The 21,205-nt window shown below is 30.6% G+C and carries 19 protein-coding genes; 12 read left to right on the top strand and 7 right to left on the bottom strand.

Going from position 1 to position 21,205, the window contains the following annotated elements; genetic code table 11:
• Positions 1–84: IS3 family transposase (locus tag ACQ3F0_RS25955; protein WP_428868671.1), on the top strand; the 84-nt coding region annotated here is incomplete at its 5' end.
• Positions 85–246: 162 nt separating this feature from the next.
• Here the strand turns inward: ACQ3F0_RS25955 and ACQ3F0_RS25950 are convergent.
• Both ACQ3F0_RS25950 and ACQ3F0_RS25945 read right to left on the bottom strand, forming a co-directional pair.
• Complete coding sequence (locus tag ACQ3F0_RS25950; protein ID WP_428868726.1) at positions 247–1,989, bottom strand: ABC-F family ATP-binding cassette domain-containing protein; 1,743 nt, start codon at positions 1,987–1,989, stop codon at positions 247–249.
• A gap of 497 nt (positions 1,990–2,486) precedes the next feature.
• Positions 2,487–3,161, bottom strand: coding sequence for a 3'-5' exonuclease (locus ACQ3F0_RS25945; RefSeq protein ID WP_428868725.1), 675 nt, complete (start codon positions 3,159–3,161; stop codon positions 2,487–2,489).
• A 297-nt stretch (positions 3,162–3,458) separates the two neighbouring features.
• Here ACQ3F0_RS25945 and ACQ3F0_RS25940 point away from each other — a divergent pair, with 297 nt between their 5' ends.
• The 8 genes from ACQ3F0_RS25940 to ACQ3F0_RS25905 all read left to right on the top strand — a co-directional run bounded on the left by ACQ3F0_RS25940 (position 3,459) and on the right by ACQ3F0_RS25905 (position 12,646).
• Complete coding sequence (locus ACQ3F0_RS25940) at positions 3,459–4,568, top strand: ABC transporter substrate-binding protein (RefSeq protein ID WP_428868724.1); 1,110 nt, start codon at positions 3,459–3,461, stop codon at positions 4,566–4,568.
• Between the two features lie 133 nt (positions 4,569–4,701).
• A complete protein-coding gene (locus tag ACQ3F0_RS25935) occupies positions 4,702–5,487 on the top strand; it encodes an ABC transporter permease (protein WP_428868723.1) in 786 nt (261 codons plus the stop codon).
• Positions 5,480–6,271, top strand: coding sequence for an ABC transporter permease (locus ACQ3F0_RS25930; RefSeq protein WP_428868722.1), 792 nt, complete (start codon positions 5,480–5,482; stop codon positions 6,269–6,271). The genes ACQ3F0_RS25935 and ACQ3F0_RS25930 overlap by 8 nt, the downstream gene beginning before the upstream one ends.
• Positions 6,244–7,020, top strand: a complete 777-nt coding sequence (locus ACQ3F0_RS25925; RefSeq protein ID WP_428868721.1) for an ABC transporter ATP-binding protein — start codon at positions 6,244–6,246, stop codon at positions 7,018–7,020. The genes ACQ3F0_RS25930 and ACQ3F0_RS25925 overlap by 28 nt, the downstream gene beginning before the upstream one ends.
• Positions 7,021–7,032: 12 nt before the next feature.
• Positions 7,033–7,779, top strand: coding sequence for an ABC transporter ATP-binding protein (locus ACQ3F0_RS25920; protein WP_428868720.1), 747 nt, complete (start codon positions 7,033–7,035; stop codon positions 7,777–7,779).
• A gap of 7 nt (positions 7,780–7,786) precedes the next feature.
• Positions 7,787–9,226, top strand: a complete 1,440-nt coding sequence (locus ACQ3F0_RS25915; RefSeq protein ID WP_428868719.1) for a sulfatase-like hydrolase/transferase — start codon at positions 7,787–7,789, stop codon at positions 9,224–9,226.
• 158 nt (positions 9,227–9,384) lie between these two features.
• Positions 9,385–11,163, top strand: a complete 1,779-nt coding sequence (locus ACQ3F0_RS25910; protein WP_428868718.1) for a sensor histidine kinase — start codon at positions 9,385–9,387, stop codon at positions 11,161–11,163.
• Positions 11,141–12,646 (top strand): response regulator transcription factor, encoded by a 1,506-nt coding sequence (locus ACQ3F0_RS25905; RefSeq protein ID WP_428868717.1) that lies wholly within the window; start codon positions 11,141–11,143, stop codon positions 12,644–12,646. The genes ACQ3F0_RS25910 and ACQ3F0_RS25905 overlap by 23 nt, the downstream gene beginning before the upstream one ends.
• 257 nt (positions 12,647–12,903) lie before the next feature.
• On the opposite strand, the gene dpaL is transcribed toward ACQ3F0_RS25905, so the two are convergent.
• From dpaL to ACQ3F0_RS25880, 5 genes are all read right to left on the bottom strand, one after another.
• Entirely contained in the window at positions 12,904–14,109 is a 1,206-nt protein-coding gene (dpaL, locus tag ACQ3F0_RS25900) for a diaminopropionate ammonia-lyase (RefSeq protein WP_428868716.1), read from the bottom strand.
• A gap of 268 nt (positions 14,110–14,377) precedes the next feature.
• A complete protein-coding gene (locus tag ACQ3F0_RS25895; RefSeq protein WP_428868715.1) occupies positions 14,378–14,758 on the bottom strand; it encodes a RidA family protein in 381 nt (126 codons plus the stop codon).
• Positions 14,759–14,801: 43 nt separating this feature from the next.
• Entirely contained in the window at positions 14,802–15,965 is a 1,164-nt protein-coding gene (locus ACQ3F0_RS25890) for a M20 aminoacylase family protein (protein ID WP_428868714.1), read from the bottom strand.
• A gap of 47 nt (positions 15,966–16,012) precedes the next feature.
• On the bottom strand, positions 16,013–17,413 hold the full coding sequence (locus ACQ3F0_RS25885) for an alanine/glycine:cation symporter family protein (RefSeq protein WP_428868713.1): 1,401 nt from the start codon (positions 17,411–17,413) through the stop codon (positions 16,013–16,015).
• 50 nt (positions 17,414–17,463) lie between these two features.
• Positions 17,464–17,547, bottom strand: coding sequence for an ATP-binding protein (locus tag ACQ3F0_RS25880; protein WP_428868727.1), 84 nt, complete (start codon positions 17,545–17,547; stop codon positions 17,464–17,466).
• Between the two features lie 517 nt (positions 17,548–18,064).
• On the opposite strand from ACQ3F0_RS25880, the gene ACQ3F0_RS25875 reads away from it, so the two are divergent.
• The 3 genes from ACQ3F0_RS25875 to ACQ3F0_RS25865 all read left to right on the top strand — a co-directional run bounded on the left by ACQ3F0_RS25875 (position 18,065) and on the right by ACQ3F0_RS25865 (position 20,716).
• On the top strand, positions 18,065–19,003 hold the full coding sequence (locus tag ACQ3F0_RS25875) for an AraC family transcriptional regulator (RefSeq protein WP_428868712.1): 939 nt from the start codon (positions 18,065–18,067) through the stop codon (positions 19,001–19,003).
• Between the two features lie 145 nt (positions 19,004–19,148).
• Complete coding sequence (locus tag ACQ3F0_RS25870) at positions 19,149–20,090, top strand: hypothetical protein (RefSeq protein ID WP_428868711.1); 942 nt, start codon at positions 19,149–19,151, stop codon at positions 20,088–20,090.
• Positions 20,091–20,314: 224 nt separating this feature from the next.
• Complete coding sequence (locus ACQ3F0_RS25865; protein ID WP_428868710.1) at positions 20,315–20,716, top strand: nucleotide triphosphate diphosphatase NUDT15; 402 nt, start codon at positions 20,315–20,317, stop codon at positions 20,714–20,716.
• Positions 20,717–21,205: the final 489 nt, after the last annotated feature.

The following is a 21,205-nucleotide window of genomic DNA, read 5'->3' as shown; positions in this document are numbered from 1 at the left end:
AGATATTACAATAATTATAGATATCAATGGAACCTAAACAAGATGACTCCTGTACAATACAGAAATCATCTCTTAGCATCTTAACACCCTTTTTAAATTGTCCTTGACATAGGTACCATTTTATTTTTGAGCACACCCCCTAGTATTACAAAACCTTATTATTTTTAAATTTAAGTCGCACTAATTCTTCATCAACATTATATTTATTTTTAAAAGCAATAGAATGGTTAAACTACAAAAAGTAAGTTAAACTATTAAATTAATTAGCGCTTCTAACTCTTCAGATAAACTTTTTGCAAGCTCAAAATCAGTATTTTTCAAAGCTAATTCAATTTTCGTTTCAACTGATTTTTTCTTTTGTTCAATTTCTAAATAGTCTTTATCAAAATAATTAGCATAAATCATCTTTCTAAATTTTCGCATACGCATTTTTCTAATTGTATTATCTTCAATGATTAAAACATAATCCATACAGTTTATTATAGAATAATAATCATGAGAAATCATTAGAATCGCACCGGTATAGTTTTCAATGGCTTTTTCAAGTGCTATTTGTGAATAGGTGTCTAAATGACTTGTAGGTTCATCTAGAAGCAACATATTTGCTTTACTAGCAGATACTTTAGCCAATTGAAGTATATTCTTTTCTCCACCAGATAAAGACTCTATCTTTTGTTCAATGATGTCCTGATCAAAACCATAGGTTGAAATATATGACTTAATCTCTTCATAAGTTTTAAATCCTGCATCGAAAAACTCTTCAACTATTGTATTAGACTCATTTAGTATTTCTCCTTGAAGTTGAGATAAATAAGCTACTTCAACATCAGAATTTATTTCAATAGAATCATGATTGTTTTTAAAGATTTCTCGGAGCAAAGTGGTTTTTCCGGTACCATTTAAACCGATAATAGCTACTTTATCATTAGATTTAATCTCAAAGTTAACATTTTCTAGTAACATCTCATCAAAGGTAACGCTGTAATCATTAACTTTTAAAGCGATGGTTTCTTCGATTTCATTATCATTAAATAAACGGATATCCGGTTGTTTAATATCTACAAATGGTGTTTGGATTCTACGCTTTTCTAATCTTTCTTGAATTTTCATTCTAGCTTTTAAAGATTTACCATTAGAAGCTTCAGAATAAACATCTGCCAAATATCTAAGTTTATTGATTAAAATATTGTTTCTCTCAATTTCTTTATTATCAGCAATAGCCAGTTCTTGTAATTCAATTTTAGCTTGAAGTAATGAGAAATTATAATCAATATATCTTCCATCAAACTCTTGGAGTTCCATGTTTTCAAGATGTATAATTTTGTTGAAACAATGATTCAATAGATATCTGTTATGTGTAATAACTAACATTATTCCTTTGTGAGAATTAATTAGGTCTTTAAGAGAATTAAGGTTCTCAAAGTCTAAAAACACATCTGGTTCATCCATAATCATTAAGTTTGGACTATTAAGCATTTCCTTAATTACTTGAATAAGTTTGAATTCGCCACCACTAAGTTCAGATATCATTAGATTTTTATGCTTCATTAGATTTGCAAGATTTAGTTTCTTATTAATTTTGCTTTCGAAATCATCCCCACCAATTACATTAAATGCATCTAAAGCTTGTTGGTACTTTTCTAGTAAAGTATCAATATCTGAAGCTGTTTCCATTTCAGTACAAATAGATGTTATTTCATTTTGCAGCTTGATGAATTCTTCCCCTATATATTCAAAAACTGTAGTTTCTTCTGTTTTGTCTCGTTGTGAGAACTGACTTACATACCCAATTCTACAATTTGGGTCTATCTCCAGCTTACCATCGAACATATATCTTTCTGGGTCCATAATTATATCTATCAGAGTACTTTTTCCACTACCACTTGTTCCTATAAAAGCGCAATGTTGATCATCTTCTAATGTGAATGAAATCTTATTATATAGATCTTTTTGCGGAAACGAGTAGGATAAGTTTTCAACTTTTATCATATTATTACCTCTCTTTAAAGACATACCTTACGGAAACTTAATTTAAACATGTATAAAATCTCAGGCATCAGGGAGTTTTGGACTTGTTTAAATTTCTAGTTGGAGTTGGTATGTCTATATCATTTGAAAAGAGCCTATAAAAATAAGCTCTTCAATTGTAGTAACGACATTCATTTTTAGTTTACCGTTGACAGCATAACACTTTTAACGACTAATTTCAACAATTTTATATAATCACTAGGTACCTGTGACTTTACACGTACTTTTAAGAAAATTATATATCCTAAATATAGGAGGTGTTAGTCATAAAAATTGACAAAACAATCTTTACATCAGGCGAATTAAGAGATATTTTTATAGTTTTGAAATGTATTGAAAGTATATCTAATGGCAAAAGCATAAAGGGACTTAAGAGAAAAAGATGATTTCATTCCGATGAAATACAGAATCTTTTCTGTAACTCATCAATGGACTTATCAATAAACTTTTTTCAAAATCTAAAACTTTAGTTTTGGAAAATAAAATACATGTAAGGTATCAACTTTAGTTTTTCTATCGTCTTGCCTAATTCTTTTTAAATGTTTGTTAGGATAATATGTTCTAATTTGAACTTTTTCACTATAAATTATTTTAAAAACTGTTGCTGTATAGGATGCATCACAAAAAGCGTTATGGAATTCATTTTTTATTGGAATATGTAACAAATCTACTGCATTACTCAGACCTATGTTAGTTCCTTTTGGGCAGTTAAGATATTTGGATGCGTAAAATTGTATGTTTATATAATCTCTAGGTAATTGTTCTGTGTCTAATTTATGATAATCCGCATTTCTAAAGAGTTCTTTCATATCTGACATGCCCCACACACACAATACATTTCTATTATTGTTGATAAATTTAATAAATTCATTATATACTTGTGAAAAATTCATAGCAGTATTCAATTCATCAATTGTTATACCAGTAAGTTTTTTGACAAAAGGGTGTAGTTCTGAATATATCTCAGGTTTAATAAACTTACTAAAAGTGGAGATAGTATTGAAATCTCCATCTAGTTTTACTGCGCCTATCTGGATAATTTCAAAGGGTATTTTTGAAGAATTTTCGATCATTTCTTCTTTTCTAGATTTTAAACTTTGGTTATATTCTAAATCAAATATTATAAAATTCATTTTTGTTCTCCTAAAGGAATTCTTTCATTATATAGTTTGCTGATTAGGATAAAAAAATACTCATATTAAATCTTGCTTCGAATCTCAATGCATAATGAGTATATTGACAAAAAAGTTAATGAAAAAATCAAAATATTAAAACTTTGATTAAATTAAGTCAAATTTTCAATATGCTATGTCAAAAAATAATATGGCTATAATTAAATTGAGTAGTTATAATTATTATAGATTTAATGATTAATCATAAATTTATTTTGAAACAAAAATTTGAGAATAGTAAATTAAAAGGAGGATAATATGAAAAACAAAATAGTTAGTTTGATTGCAATATCACTAGTTGTTGTACTAGCATTAGGCGGATGTGGGAAAAGTGATTCTACAAGTGATAGTTCAACAGGAAGTAAAGAAAGTACTAGCAATAAAACCGGAGAACCTATTAAAGTAGCCACAATGCCCAATCATATAGGGGTTCCCATTCAATATGCAAAAGATAACGGTTTGTACGAAGAGGCAGGTCTTAATGTAGAAGTGATTTTGTTTCCCACAGGAGCGCCAATTAACGAAGCATTATCGGCAGAACAGGTAGACATTGCAGGCAGTGGAATGGCATCAGTTTTTGCTTTAGCTTCAGGAGATAGTTATTGGCTGGGTGATATGGTAAAAACAGTTGATGGTTTAGGTATTTATGTAAGACCGGATAGTCCGATTTTAGAAGATAAAGGATTGATTGAAAATCTTGTAAACGTTTATGGAAGCAAAGAAACAATTAAAGGGTTAACTATTTTAGGAGCACTGGGAACTTCAGATCAGTTTAATGCAGTATCCTGGGTGCAGCAATTTGGGCTTACAGGAAATGATTATGAAATGTTAAATATGGATCGTGGACCGGCGGTTCAAGCATTTAAGACAGGAGAAGGAGATGCTATAGCATGTGGAGGTCCTCCATATAACTATGAACTTGAAGATGCCGGATACATTGAAGCAGCTGATTTAACAGATGTTTCAGGAATTACAATTAGTGATGGAATAGTAGCAAGGAAAAAATTTGTTGATAGCAGAACGGAAGATGTGAAGAAGTTTTTGGAAGTAACATATAGTGTTATAGACAAATTTTATAAAGATGATGACATGTTAGCTGATTTTGCTATGGGATTCTACAATGATAATGGAAAAGACTATTCAGAAGAAATGATGAAAGGTGAATTAAAGGATAAAGATTATATAGGAAGTGTTACTATTTCTGACCCGGAATATAGATTTGGATCAACAATGGTAGGCATGGGAGGATTTTATGTTAGTGATGGTAAAATCGAAGCTGAATTAGAAGAAAATATATATACAAGTTTATATCCAGAGTTACTAGAAGAAGTTTTTGGCACTGACATTGAGGTATTTACAAAAAAATAATACAACTATTTTAACTATAACTTCGTACACAAAATTTACCTTTATAATTATTTATTAAACAATGGTGATTCTTTGAGTACGAAGTTTTAAAATTAAAACAAAAGTCTATTTTTTAATAAGATTGGAGAAAGAAATGGAAAAAATAAAAAGAAATAATCTAATTTTATCGATAATTTCTATAGCTGTTTTTCTTGTTATTTGGTATTTATGTACAGCAATTCTAGAATTAGTGCCATCAAAAACACTACCAGATCCGATAAAAATATACCACACATTTATTGACAAATTTACTAATCCAAATCCTGACGGGGGAACATTAATTGAACATACCCTTGCTAGTTTAAGAACTGCTTTAACAGGTTATTTCGTTGCGCTTATTATTGGAATTCCCCTTGGTATTTTGATGGCATGGTATAAATATATTGATAGATTTGTAAGACCGGTTTTTGATTTAATAAAGCCCATACCGGGAATTGCTTGGATACCACTTATGATTGTTGTCTTCGGTATTGGAATAAAGTCTAAAGCTGCTGTTGTATTCTTTTCAGCTGTAGTACCATGCATATTAAATTCTTATACAGGAATCAAGCAAACAAGGGATGTACATTTATGGGTAGCGCGGACATTCGGGGCCACTAATTTTCAAATGTTGCAAAAAATCGCAATACCAACTGCATTACCATATATTATGACAGGGGTCAGAGTAGCATTAGGTTCAGCATGGATTGCTATAGTAGCTGCTGAATTATTGGGTTCCACCAAAGGATTAGGATTTATGATACAACAATCAAGAGGTATTTTTAGAACAGATATTATTATTGTTGGAATGATAGCAATTGGAATTTGTGGTGCTGCTTTAACACAGATTTTAACAATTGTTGAGAAAAAAGTTGTAAAAGGGAGAATAGATAATGAATAGAAAGGGCGTTTTAAAAAGACTAGAAGATAGTATCTATCCAATAATTTCTATATTAATTTTTTTAGTGATTTGGCATTTGGGGGTAACATTGACATCTTTAAAAGTTGTAATGCCCAGTCCCATTACAGTTATTCAGGAATTTTTAGATAGTTTTATTGATCCAATAGGGAAATACAAGATGGTTTATCATGTTTTCTACAGTTTAATGAGAGTAGTTCCAGCATATATAGTTGGGTCTATTTTGGGCATACTGTTAGGAATTTTAATGGGATGGTATCCAAAAGTTAATGCAATTTTTAGGCCTATATATGAATTAATCAGACCCATTCCCCCCATTGCATGGATACCTATTTCAATAATATGGTTTGGAATTATAGGAGAAGGATCAAAATGGTATTTAATTTTTTTGGCGTCATTTGTACCAATTACACTTAATGCTTTTGCAGGTGCGAAATCAGTGGATCCTACTTTGATAAAATGTAGTAAAATGTTGGGAGCCACAGATAGGCAAGTTTTTTCGTCAGTCGTATTACCATCTTCAGTACCTTATATTTTTGCTGGATTACAAGTTGGATTATCAGGAGCTTGGGCAACGGTAGTAGCCGCTGAAATGATACGTTCAACGGAGGGTGTTGGATGGATAATTATTTCAAGTATGGATACTAATGATATTACACAGAATTTAGTTGGAATTGTTGCCATAGGAATTGTTGGATTCTTCTTAGCAGTTATTATGAGAAAAGTGGAGGAAAAATTATGTGCTTGGAACAAGAGAGAAATATAGATACTATGATAAAATGTGAAAACATATCTAAAACTTTTGTTACAAAAAGAGGAAGTTCCCATATTATTAAAGATGTTAATCTTGAAGTGAATAAAAATGAATTTGTAGTTTTATTTGGTCCTGGTCAATGCGGTAAAACAACATTATTAAATATTCTATCTGGATTGGAAGAAGCAACAATGGGACAGGTAAAAGTTAACGAAAAAATTGTAACAAAACCAGGAACGGACAGGGGAGTTATATTTCAGTCTATGGCACTGTTTCCATGGCTTTCAGTACTAGATAACGTTGCATATGGTCCTAAAGTTCGTGGAGTTTCAAAAAAAGAGCGAGAAAAAAAAGCACGTTATTATATTGACTTAGTTGGATTAAAAGGGTTTGAGAATTCAGTGCCAAATCAGATATCAGGCGGTATGAAGCAAAGAGTCGGTATAGCTAGAGCTTATTGTAATGAGCCGGATGTATTATTTATGGATGAACCATTCAGTGCATTAGATGCGCAAACACGCTATCTTATGCAAGAAGAAATAATGAGAATTTGGGATACTGAAAAAAGGACAGTTGTTTTTGTTACAAATAATATCGAAGAAGCACTTTATTTAGCAGACAGAATAATTTTGCTTACAAATTGCCCTGCTAAAATAAAAAAAGAATATATTATTGATTTTCCTAGACCAAGAGATTATACAGCGGATGACTTTTTACAATTGCGGGATGAAATCACAAAATTTATGGATAAAACGCTTTAGAAAGGATAAAACATGAATAAGAAAAATGTTAAGGTAGAAGTAAGAAATTTGTCTAAGAAATTTGGAGATTTATTAGTACTTGATAACATATCATTTGATGTGATGCAAGGAGAATTTTTATGTGTGGTTGGACCAACAGGATGTGGAAAGACAACGTTTTTGAATAGCGTAACTAAGTTATATGAACCTACTTCTGGAGACATTTTTGTTAATGGAGAACCAGTAGATTTAAAGAAACATAATATTTCATATATTTTTCAAGAAAAATCCACAATGGAATGGTTAAATGTAGAAGAAAATATTGAATTTGGACTTAAATTAAGAGGAATATCTAAAGATGAAAGAAAAGCTGCTGTTGAAGAGGTTTTAGAAATGGTTGGGCTTAAAGATTTTAGACACTATTATCCAAATGAATTGTCTGCCAGTATGTTACAAAGGGTAGTTATTGCCAGAGCTTTTGCTACGAAACCTGAATTATTACTTATGGATGAACCCTATGGCCAGTTAGATATAGAACTTAGATTTAAATTAGAAGATGAATTAATAAAATTATGGGAAAGGACAGGCACAACAGTAGTATTTATTACTCACAATATTGAAGAGGCTGTTTATTTAAGTGAGAATATTTTAGTACTTACCAATAAACCAACATCCATTAAAACAAATGTGAAAAATAATTTACCAAGGCCGAGAAATGTAATTGATAGAGAATTTATTAATTTAAGAAATGATGTAACGGAATTAATTAAATGGTGGTAAGAATTAAATGTTAGAAAAGGAGACAATAATGAAACCAAATATTGTATTAATAAATTGTGATGATTTAGGTTATGGAGATTTGGGATGTTACGGCTCAAAAAAAAATGATACTCCATATTTAGATAAATTGGCAGAAGAAGGAATTAAATTTAATGATTTTTATATGGCTTCGCCGGTATGCTCCCCATCTCGTGGTGCCATGATGACAGGATGTTATCCACCTAGAATTGGCTTTGGTTCATTTCATAATGAAATTGTACTTTTCCCAGGACATGATATTGGATTGAATCCAAAGGAAATAACAATAGCCCGTGTGTTAAAGGATGCAGGATATAATACCATGCATATTGGTAAATGGCATTGTGGAGATCAAGAAGATTTTCTTCCAACAAATCATGGGTTTGATGATTACTATGGATTACCTTTTAGCAATGATATGGCTAGAACTATAAGCAATCAGGATTTTCCACCACTTCCATTGCTACATGGGAAAGATGTAATTCAGCAACAGCCGGATCAAATAAGTCTAACAGAAAGATATACAGAAAAAAGCGTAGAATTTATTAGAGATAATCAAGATAATCCATTCTTTTTATATTTAGCACACATGCATGTACATTTGCCATTATATGCTCCGGAATATTTTGTGAAAAAATCGCGTAATGGTGATTATGGTGCGTGTGTTATGGCAATTGATTGGTCCACTGGTGTAATAGTTGAAGCGTTAAAAAAATATGGACTTTATGAGAATACTATAATTATATTTACTTCAGATAATGGCTCAAGAAATGATTTTGGGGAAAGTAATGGAATTTTCAGAGGAGGTAAGCGTGAAACATGGGAAGGCGGTTTACGGGTACCATTTATAGTGCATTGGAAAGGGAAAATTGAACCTAGTGATTCTGATGAAATAATTACATCTTTAGATATTTATCCATCATTGGCGAAAATATCCGGAGCTGAAATACCACAAGATAGGATTATTGATGGTATGGACTTATCGGACCTTATGTTAGGAAAGACAAAAAAATCTAAAAGAGATACTTTCTTCTATTATCTTTGTAATTGTTTAGAAGCTGCAAGAGTTGGAGATTGGAAATTGCATGTTGCTAAGCCTAAAATATCCAGAGAATTAGAAGATACTACAAGGGAAGCTTCAAAAATTCCTGCACCTAAAATTGATGATGATATAGAAGTAAAGGAATTATATAATTTGCGTGAAGATCCATCTGAAAGTAATAATGTATATAATCAATATTCGGAAATTGCTGAAATGATCATGGAGAAAATAGAAAAGTGCAGAAAAGATATTGGGGATGCCTTTACAGATACTAAGGGGGAAAACATAAGGGACATTGGAAAAGTAGAAAAAGCAAATCCGCTGACAGAATATGATGAAAATCATCCATATATTATTTCAATGTATGATAAAACTGAGGTAGGATAAAAATTTATATACTTAGAACAAGAAAAGGAAAGCAGATAATTATTTTTACTTTCCTTTTTGGGTTTAATCATTTTTTTAATAAGCTCCTTTTTATTTAATTTTATGTAAATATGTTGTAAAATAAAAATAAGATGAATTTTATGGGGATGGTTATCTTTATGAAACCAAAAAAAAACAAAACGATGCAAATGATATTGTATCGTTCAATGTCTATTGTTAATTTTTTTATTTTTATATTAATTCTAATAGCGCTATGTATTGTTATATTTAGTAATTCTATTAAACAGATAAAGAATTCTAGATTGGAATTATTAGAACAAATTGCAGAACGTAATAAGATAATAAATAATGTAGTTATCTATATGGCAGATGAGATACATGATAATCTAGGAGACGAATTATTAAAATGTCAGGCAAAAGATTATGAAAATCTCACCAAAAAAATCGATAATACGTTACAGGAAAATAGTAAAATGCTTAGAAAAATACAGATGGAACCGACTGTTATCACTATTATGAGAGAAGGATATGTATATCATTCTGAAGGAGAAACTCAAGAAAATATAGATATTATTAAAAATACTATGTGGTATATTAATAATTTTACCAATGATGAAGATGTATTTTGGACTGTTAGATTTAATGCTGAAAATAATGAAGTTAATATGAAACTATCTTACGGAAAAATTTTAAGAGATAGTAACAGGAGATATGAAGGAATAATTATTACTAGCATTACTGAAAAAACTTTAAATAATATATATGCCGATGTGTTAGATGAAGAAAATCAAATGTACATTTTAGATAAAAGTGGAAAAGCTATAAGTCATTCAATACAGTCCTTAGTAGGAAGCAATTTATATTATATGCCAGCTTTTTTAAATAATTATGGAAAAAAATCTAGTACTCTTGTCAACCGAAATAGTAAGGATGTATTACTTTCTAATTATTATGATGAGGAAACAGGGTGGACAATTGTAGAAGAAAAATCTGTTGTAAGTCTTGTTAGAAGTTACTTTGATATTATAATTATAGCAATAGTCTTATTGATTTTTTCTACTATTACTTCACTTGTTACATTGTATTATACATCGAGAAGAATTTCAAAACCGATGACAGATATAACCAATCAAATGATTCTTTCAAGTGAAAACGAATTTAATAAAATTAGTATTCGAAATGAATATAGGGAAGTTTATATTCTAAGCAATATTTATAATATGACCATTGATAAAATGAATAAATTGATAGAAAAAATAAAAGTTGAGGAGAAAAGTAAACGCAAATTAGAATTAGCTTTTTTACAAGCACAAATAAATCCACATTTTTTACATAACACTCTTTTTTCTATTAAATGTTTAATTGAAATGAACAAATATCAAAGAGCAAATATTATGCTTTCTAATCTTATGAAAACGTTAAAAATTCCAATTGAATCAAGTAAAGAATGGATTAATATTTCTGAAGAAATTGAATACTTAAGAAATTATATTTATCTAATGGAAAATAGATATGATGATAGAAAAATAGAATTTATTATTGATATTGATGATCATTTGAAAAATTTATGTATTCCCAGGTTGATGTTACAGCCTATTGTAGAAAATGCCATTTTTCATGGCTTTGAAAAAATGACTGTTAACCCAATTTTAAATATTCATATTTACGAGATTCAAGGAAATGTGATTATTAGAATATGTGACAATGGAGAGGGTATGACAAATGAGGAAATAAATAATCTTTGGAATAACTCTTATAAAAGTAATAAAACTTTTCATAAAATAAGTCTAATAAATGTTAGGGATAGGATTGAACTTTTATTTGGAGAACAATATGGAATAACTGTTATTAGTGAACCCCAAAAGGGCACAGAAGTGATTTTGAAATTACGGAAAGTAACACAGGAGGAAATTGATGGCACAAATTTTGATAGTTGATGATGAAACATTGATTAGAGAATGGCTGGAGATGTGCATTGTTGATTATGGTATTAAAAAATCAGATATATTTCAAGCTAATAATGGGGAAGATGCATATACAATTGTAAAGGAATTAACGCCACAAATTATTTTTACGGATATAACAATGCCGAAAATAGATGGATTAGAATTTATCAGAAATGTTCGGGGAATTGACAAAAATGTTCATATCATTATTTTGACCTGCCATGATAATTTTGAATTTGCCAGAACTGCAATGAAATATAATGTTTCAGAATATTTATTAAAAAATGAACTTAACAAAGAAGATATAATCCACTTACTTTGTAAGATTAATAGAAAAATAGCTAGTAAATCTAATAACAAAAAAATTGATAATTTGGACTTGATAGTTAGAGGACAATATCTAAGAAGCATTGTCAATTCAAAAGAGAAAACACTTGTTTCCCCTGAAGAGTTGTTAAATTACAATGTCTATATAGAAAATAAAGCATTTATTTCTATTACATTTACATATGCAAGACAGGTGATAAATCACTTGAATCTGCATAAGAATGAGTATATAAAAAATCCAATATTATTTGTTAATAATACTTCTGATGTAGTATTAATTGCAAATATAATAGGAGAGGAAGATGAATTTTCGCATATAATCAATAAGTTAATATACAAGATAAAGGAGTATTGTGGAGCAAACATCAATGTTGGTTATAGTAAAATTTATTATTCCACACAAGATTTGGCATGTGCCATAAATGAATCAATAGCGATGAGAGAATCTTTATTCTTTTTGCCTAAAAATATAGAGGGGTTTGAAAGAAAGCAAAGTAAAGATGAAAGAAAAATAAAAGTCAATATCATTAATTATAAAAATGAAATCATCAGTATTTTCAATATTTCAGGAAAAGAAGCAGCTGTAATTTTAGCCGAAAAACTTTTAAAGTATATTATTGATGAAAAATTATTTGAAGCTAGTTTTATTAAAAGAATTTTTGTGGAAATAATTGAAACAATTTTTAATCAAGTAGATGATGAAAATATTAATATAAAAATGCAATCAAAAAAAATAATGAATTCAGCGAATGTTAATGAACTTGAAAGTTGCGTAAAGGAATTCTTTGTTTTAATTAAAGGGAATGAAAATATTTCTGAATGTATAAGTAAAGCCAAACAATACATAAATAATAATTATTATAAATCTATTTCATTACCTGATTTAGCAAAGGAAGCTTACTTAAGTGAAGAATACTTTTCGAGATTATTTAAAAAGGAAGTAGGCATTACTTTTAATAAATATTTAAATAACTTACGAATGAGTAAAGCAAAAAAAATGGTTTGTTCAATGAAATTAAATATAAATGAAATTGCGATGATGGTTGGTATTTCAAGTTCTGCATATTTTTCTAGTATGTTTAAAAAACATTATGGGATAAGTCCTAGTGCAATGCGAGAAGAAATCGTGGCAAAGAATAAAAGGTGAAATTTTTGAAAAGCTAATAAATATAAGCTTTCAGGTGGTGTGCTCAATTTTGAGCACACCACCAACATATTAAATATTTCTCTTCTTAAATTTTAGCTTACCAACTCTTTATCTACATTATATAACGCGGCTATCTGCTGAGCTGTAAATCCTGAACTGACATCCATATCCATACCCATTAATTTTCTATTTTGAGACATCCCTTTTCTATTTCAAGACGGAAAATTTTTAACGGATATAGCTCTACTACTTATAAATTAGTAACTTGGATTTAGACCATCCCAAACAATTTTTCTATAATTTTCTTTATCTGTATCTCCTTCAGTTGAAATACAGAGAATTTTTGAATCTTGATCCAGCTTTAACTGCTCTCTCAGATAACTTAAACTTTGGTTTTGCATTACCTCTGATATAAGTCCAAGTGTTACTGCTCCGCTCTCTCCAGATATGACTTTCTTATCATCTGCCAAAGGATTACCAAGTAATCGCATTCCCTTCGCTGCAATGTAATCAGGTACAGACAAGAAGTTATCTGCATATTCATTAAGCACGTTCCAACCTATTGGACAAGGTTCTCCACAAGCAAGCCCGGCCATTATGGTATCCATATCACCTGTTACCATATGTAAACTACCATCTTTAGCTTCTGCAGTTTTAAAAATACAATCCGCTTTATTAGGCTCAATAATAGTAATTACAGGTCGATTTTGCTTTGAGTAATAATCAGTAAAAAATCCAGTAATGGCTCCTGCCATAGCACCTACTCCAGCCTGTAGAAAAATATGTGTAGGATTTTCGTCTTTTAGTTGTTCGATTATTTCATATCCCATGGTTGTATATCCTTCCATAATCCAACCTGGAATACTTTCATAACCCTCCCAAGAAGTATCTTGCACTAAAATCCAGCCATACTTTTCTGCATTAGCATTAGCCATACGTACAGTATCATCATAATTTAAATCTGTAATAAAAGCATCTGCGCCAAGTGCCTTAATATTATTCAATCTTTCTATTGAGCTTCCTTTAGGCATATATACTACGCTTTTATAACCAAGTCTATTGGCTGTCCATGCGATACCTCTTCCATGGTTGCCATCTGTAGCAGTGACAAAAGTAATTTCACCAAGCCTATTTTTGATTTCATCACTTGTCATTTTTTCATAGGAAAGGTCTTCAATATTCATTCCCAGTTTACTAGCAATATATTTACCAACACAATAGCTTCCACCTAATCCCTTAAATGCATTAAGTCCAAATCTATAACTCTCATCTTTTACATATATATTCTTAACGCCTAAATACTTAGAAAGTTCATTTAATTTTGCTAAAGGCGTTACTGAGTATTCTGGAAAACTCTTATGAAATGCATTTACTTTTTTCGCGTTTTCTATTCCAAACTGCTTCACGGAATATTCTTCTTTTTTATCTCTATTATATTGTACAGATTTTATACACTCATTCATACGATACATCCTCTTTTTATAATTTTCTTGATTCAATTTTGTCATAGAGACATACCACTTCAACTATAAATCTAAGATAATCAACTCCAACTAATAATTAATGCATTACTAAAAAATGTTGAAGATTCATTATTTTATCCATGCATTAATTAAGTTTGCGTAATGTTATCTTTTATACAAGTCCAAAACTTATTGATGCCTGAGATTTTGTACATGTATAAATTAAGTTTACGTAAGGTATGTCTATATAATGTTTATCTACTTATATTTAATCAATTACTGCAATTGCTTCAATTTCTACAAGTGCATCTTTAGGTAGTACTGCAATTTGATATGCTGCCCTTGCTGGACAATCTTCTGAAAAATAGGAAGCATAGACTTCATTCATTGCAGCAAAATCAGAAATGTTTTTCAACAGTACAGTAGTTTTTACAACATTTGTCATATTTGCGCCTGCTTGCTCTAATATTGATTTCATATTTTCTAAAGACTTTTTAGTTTGACTAATGATGTCATCACCAGCAAATTCACCTGTTGAAGGGTTTATAGGCAATTGTCCTGAAACATAAATTGTATTACCTGCTTGTATTGCCTGTGAGTAAGGGCCGATTGCTGCTGGTGCAGCTTTAGTGTCTATTCTTTTTTTCATAATTTCATTTTCCTCTCTTTTATAAATTAATATTTTTCTAATATTACTGTGGAAGTCGCACTTTGATTAGCTCTGCAAAGAACTCTGCCCCAGTCTCTAATACATCGTCATTATAATCATACATAGAATTATGAAGGGGAGTATTTTCAGAAGCAATAGCACTTTTTCCACTCCCAAGGAATACAAAACATCCCGGAATATGTCTTAAAAAAGTCCCAAAATCTTCAGAAGCCATCCATGGTTCACAATTTGTATTGACTTTATCTTCTCCCACAATATTTTTGGCAGCTGTTGCAACAGTATTTACACATTTTTCCCAATTAACAGTAGGCGCAAATTCATGCGTATATTCAAATTCACAATCTGCTCCATTCATCTTACAAATGCCTTCACAAATACTTCTCATTCTCGTTTCAATTAGTTCCTGAATTTCAACTGTGCAGCTTCTAGTATCTCCTAAAATTTCCACATTAGAAGGAATCGCATTATGAACACCATCTGTATGCAATTCAGTACAAGAAACCACCACTTGTTGTAACGGATTTACATTACGTGATGCTATAGTTTGTAATCCAAGTATAATCTGTGAAGCAGTCACAAGTGGATCAATTCCGATATGCGGGCTAGATGCATGAGAACCTTTTCCTTTAATGCGAATCACAAAATTATCCTCACTAGCCATAATTCCTCCCGGACGCGTATGTATTGTTCCTTCTGGAATAAATGGCATATTATGCAATCCGTATATTTCATTAATTGGATACTTTTCAAACATTCCATCATCAATCATTGCTTGAGAACCTTTTCCTGGTTCTTCTGCTGGTTGGAAAATAAATCTAACTGTACCATTAAAATTCTTTCTTTCCACAAGCAATCGAGCTGCTCCTAACAATGTTGCCGTATGTCCATCATGTCCACAAGCATGCATTTTTCCATGAGTCTTTGATGCGTAAAGATGTTCTCCCTTTTCAAGCATATTGATAGCATCCATATCAGCCCTAAGTCCAATTACTTCTTCTCCATCTCCAACTTTAAGACTTGCTACAACACCAGTACCACCAATATTTTTATGAACTTCAAGCCCCATATCAGTAAGCACTTTAGCTATATATTCTGATGTATTCTTTTCTTCAAATGCACTTTCAGGATGCATATGAAAATACTGTCTCCATTCTTTAAGTTGATTAGCTAAATCAATATTCTTCATAAATTTACCCTCTTTCATTTTAATTATCTCATTACATTCAGCAGGACTTAACAAGACTTATTAGTAACGTCCAATTCAATTATATCGATTTCTTTATCCCATTCTGGTTCTTCTATTCCTTGTTTTAGTTGATTAACGTAATCATTAAATGTATAACGCACGTATTTAAATAACTTGAATAAAGCTATTAAATTTACAAATACAATCAATGCAACCATTATATCTATAAGCCCCCAGATTACTGCAAGTGGTGCAACGCAACTGATTCCAAGTACGATTGCAGTTACTATTCTATATATCCAAATTGGAGTTTTAGATTTTTCTTTGAAAATGTACATTATGTTTGTTTCTCCGTAAAAAACATCCGCTAAAAGCGTAGTGAATCCAAACATAAACATAGCACCAAATACAATCCATTTTCCTAATGGTCCCATTGCAACGCCAAAAGATTCCTGAAGAAGGTGTATTCCCACTTTATCCGTTGATAGAACACCAGTCAATATAATTGCAAATGCAGTACAAGAACATATAATGATTGTCGTAATAAATGTACCCATCATTGCCAACAGCGCTTGCTCAACAGGATGCTTAACGTCTGCAGATGCGTGCATTGTACCTGCTGTACCATTACCTGCATCATTTGAAAATAGACCTCTTGCAGTTCCATTACGGAAAGCTTGCATAACAGTATGACCCACTACACCGCCAAATGCAGCTTGAGGTGAAAAAGCACTTTTTATTATTAATGCGAATACTGAAGGTAACGCATTAATATTTATGATTATTATGAATAGTACTATTAAAATATAAGCAAGTGCCATAAAAGGAACTATACGTGAAGATACATCTGCAAGCCTTTTTACTCCACCCACAATAACTAACCCAGTTAAAGCTATAACTACAATCCCTGGGATTATAGGATTCACATTAACAACTCCTGAGAATGCGCTGGCTATTGAATTAGTCTGAAGAGATGCAATAAATATACCTATTCCAAATACATATAACAAAGCCATCACTATAGCCAAAGGTCTGCTTTTTAGTCCTTTTTCTATATAATAAGCCGCTCCTCCTCTGTAGGTACCATCTTCTTGTTTTTCTCTAAACAACTGACCCAAAACTACCTCTGCAAAAGTTATTACCATACCAAATAATGCCGTAACCCACATCCAAAAAACAGCACCAGGACCACCTGCAACTAGTGCACTTGCCACGCCAACTAAGCTACCTGTTCCTACTTGACTTCCTACTGCCGCACACAAGGTACCAAATCCGGATACCCCTCCGTCTTTACCTTTCGTGCTTCTTTTCATGACTCTTATGGCGTGTTTGAAATATTTAAGCTGTGGAACCCCCAATCGTAAAGAATAATATAACCCCGTTCCAAGTAATATGTATCCAATAACTGAACCCCATAGATAGTCGCTAACTTTAATAATCAATTCCATCTAATGTTTTCCTCCATTCATTTTACTTTTTAAGTTATTTCTAATCGTTTTCATTCTTTTAATCTGTAAGAATTGCCATTCATATTTACTATGTATGACTTATGTGTTAATCTATCGATAATTGCCGCCGTCATAACAGGATCTTTAAATATTTCATCCCATTTTTCAAATTAATTCAATAAGTTCTATAAAATCCTTCGGATTTTTGGTATAATGTTCATTGTATATTATTTAAAGCGTGGGATTCATTTGATGCATTGCAGTGCTTAATGAAGTGTCCATGCTTCTTTTCTTTTATCTAGCTTCTCACGAATATACATCAATCCTTTCTATTATTTTTTCAGTTAAATTCCTTTTGATTCGATTACTAGAATTATACTTAGGTACTAACACAACATCTTCCATAATTTAAATTGTTTTACTAGAGTAATTTTAGATTACAATAAACAGATTTTTGAAAAATATTGCGTACTACTGTAATAGATTTTTAAATCTATTACTATAATTAACTAAATAGAAGTACAAAAATTCTAGCTATCATCTCTATATTACAGAACCTTGCCCCCCTTCTTGTTCTTAATTATATATTAATGTATAATACAAATATATCATGCAGTTGATTATATTTTATAAATATATTGAGGTGAGCTCATGTTAGAAAAAAAGCTAAGAATTGATTCTGAAAAAAGAGAACTACCTGTGCATATACATCAAGGGTTTCCTATAGGAATTATAACAAGTCGATTTACAGAAGATACTTATGATTTTGTAAACTGGCATTGGCACCAAGAAATCCAATATAATGTTGTACTAAAGGGTACATTCTGTTTTAATGTTGCTGGTAAGGAATTCACAATAGGCAAAGGGGACGGTATTTTTATAAATACACAGCATATTCATATGGCCGAAGCAAAAGAACCCGACTCTTCCTATTTATTTGTATATTTTCATCCAAGTTTATTAACTAATCAAAAAGACAGTTATTTATATAAAACTTATATATCATCACTATTAACCGATGATTCTGCCAGTTCGATATTGTTGCATCAAGAAGTTGATAACGATAAAAAAGTAATCGATATCATACTTAAAGTGAAGTCAATTTATGATGAAAAAAATAATGGATATGAGTTGGATATTTTATCTTCTCTCATACAGTTATGGAAACATACAATATCTTGTGCTAATGAAAAATGCCTAATAACCGCCCGAAATGACTTGCTTACAAATGATCGTCTTAAAAAAATCTTTTCTTATATAAATGAAAATTATCCAACACAATTCACATTAGAAGACATATCAGAACATATCAATTTAAGTAGAAGTCACTGCTGCCGTTTTTTTAAAAACTCTGTAGGACAGAATTTATTTCAATATATTATAAACTTTAGAGTAAATAAAAGCATTGAGCTACTGATCAATACCAATAAGAGCATTGCCGATATTGCTTATGAGGTTGGATTCAATAGCCAAAGCTATTTCACAAAATGTTTCACTGCAATAAAAAACAAAACTCCAAATAATATTAGAAATGAAATAAAAAACAAGAAACTAGAAAAAGAATATCTAATAAATATTGGAAATGATTAGCAAGTGAGTTAAAGTCCTTAAAGGAATTAAAAAATAAAATTTTGTAACATTTTCTTATATTAGAAGGTCTTATTACATGAAGGAAGAATTAAGTTTTAGAATGTGAATTTTTTAGCTTAGAATATGAGAGAAGGAAGTGGTAAATTTGTTTAATGAATTAAATAGTCAGCTTTCAGTTATTAAGGATAATATAAGAAAAAGAGATAAAATCCAATATATGATGGAAAAAACAAATAAAAGCCTTAATGAAGAGATAAGAAAAAAATTAGAATTAAAGAATATTTTAGACAAAGAAGAAATGGACGTAAAAAAACTCCAATCATTGAGTATTTCAGGGGTGTTTTATGCTGTATTAGGAAGTAAAGATGAAAAGTTGAGTAAAGAAAGACAAGAATACTTAGCTGCAAAACTTAAGTATGATGAATGTTGCAATCATGTTAAGTATTTAGATGAAGAAATAAAATCCTATAAGGAAAAATTGAAAGAATATTACTTATTAGATAAAGAATACGAGCAGATAGTAAAGAAGAAGCAAAAATTAATTTTAGAAGCTAATGATGATAATACAAAAAAGCTATTAGAATTAGTGGAAAAAATTACTGATAATAAATCTAATTTAAATGAGATTAATGAAGCTCTAGACGCAGGAAATAGAGTAAGTAGTCAGTTGAACAAAACTGCTAAATCTCTAAATAGTGCAAAAAATTGGGGTACATATGATATGTTGGGAGGAGGCTTATTAGCTACAGCAGCTAAACATTCAAAAATAGATGAAGCAAAAGATTATGCTTCAGATGCTCATGCAATGCTTAGTAAATTTAAGAGAGAGTTGGAGGACGTTAGAATAGAATCTAATTTAGAAATAAATATAGACTCATTTGATAGATTTGTTGATTACTTTTTTGATGGACTTATTGCTGACTGGAGTGTTCAGTCTAAGATAAATAATTCACTTTCAAATGTAAATACAGCTATCAATAATGTGGACGCAATTGTAGCCAAGCTTAATAAAGTAAAAGGTGAAATTGAGAAAAAAATTAGTGAAGATAATGTTAGTATGGACAGTCTTATTGAAACTGTAGAGTAAGAAGAATGGGTAGAACGGAGCATATAAAATTTCTAATTTATGAATTTACAATGAATTTTGGAGCATAATAAAAGTAAACCAAGATGCAACTTAAATTGCACTATAGATATCTCAGCTCAATAATTAATTTATACATGTACCATAACTTGTTGGTGCCCGAAATTTTGGTACATGTATAAATTAAATTTCGCGGTAGAATCTATATAGAATTCGAGGGATTTAAAATGAATTGTGATATAGGTGTTGGCGTTGGAATAATTGTAAAAAAAGAAGATGAAATTTTATTACTTAAGAGGAATACTTTTCATGGCAATGGTACGTGGACACCTCCAGGAGGAACACTTGAATATGGAGAGAGCTTCGAAGAGTGCGCCATTAGAGAGTGCAAAGAAGAAACTAATGTAGATATTGATGAAGTTACATTCATTACACTTACTAATGATATTTTTGAAGAAGAGAAAGAACACTATGTAACCATTTGGATGGAAGGGCGATATACTTCAGGAGAGTCGAAAGTTAATTCAAAGGGTGAGGTATCAGAAATAAAGTGGGTTACATGGGATAATCTTCCGAAGAATTTGTTTTTATCTTTTCAGAATTTTATTAAGGGGAATTTTTTTCAATAAAAAAACTATAACCAATGTATTGGTTTGTCCTCACAAGAAACCCAGGGTGGAAGTTCAAAATCTACCCTGGGTTTCTTGACGATTTTTTCGCCTTAATCTGTTATTCCAAAGATTTCAAATATATTTGCATTGTCGCATCTTTCAGGAGTATTTAAATTGACCTTTAACACTTAAAACGGTCATATGTGGTCTAAACTTATATGTGGCAAAAAGGATCAAACCATGATAATAAATATACCTGGACCATTTGTAGAAGCCCAAGCAGTTTTTACAAAATATCCAAAAGGTGCAGCAAAAGAACCGTGTGGTACAAGTTTGAATGTGTAAATAATTCTTCTGAGTATAGGTGAATTAAAGTTGAAATCTAGTAACTATGCGGTCTTAAGGGGTGTGCTCAATTTTAAAATGGTACCTATAGAATGGACACTAAGAAAAGGTGTTTATTCTATAGGTATTTTTTTGTATACTTTATTTAGAAGAAAGAGAGGT

Source organism: Clostridium sediminicola (assembly GCF_050402865.1).
In the GTDB taxonomy this organism is placed as follows: domain Bacteria; phylum Bacillota; class Clostridia; order Clostridiales; family Clostridiaceae; genus Clostridium_AF; species Clostridium_AF sediminicola.
The sequence above is the reverse complement of the archived record's forward strand: the minus strand, read 5'-3'. Positions and strand labels throughout refer to the sequence as shown.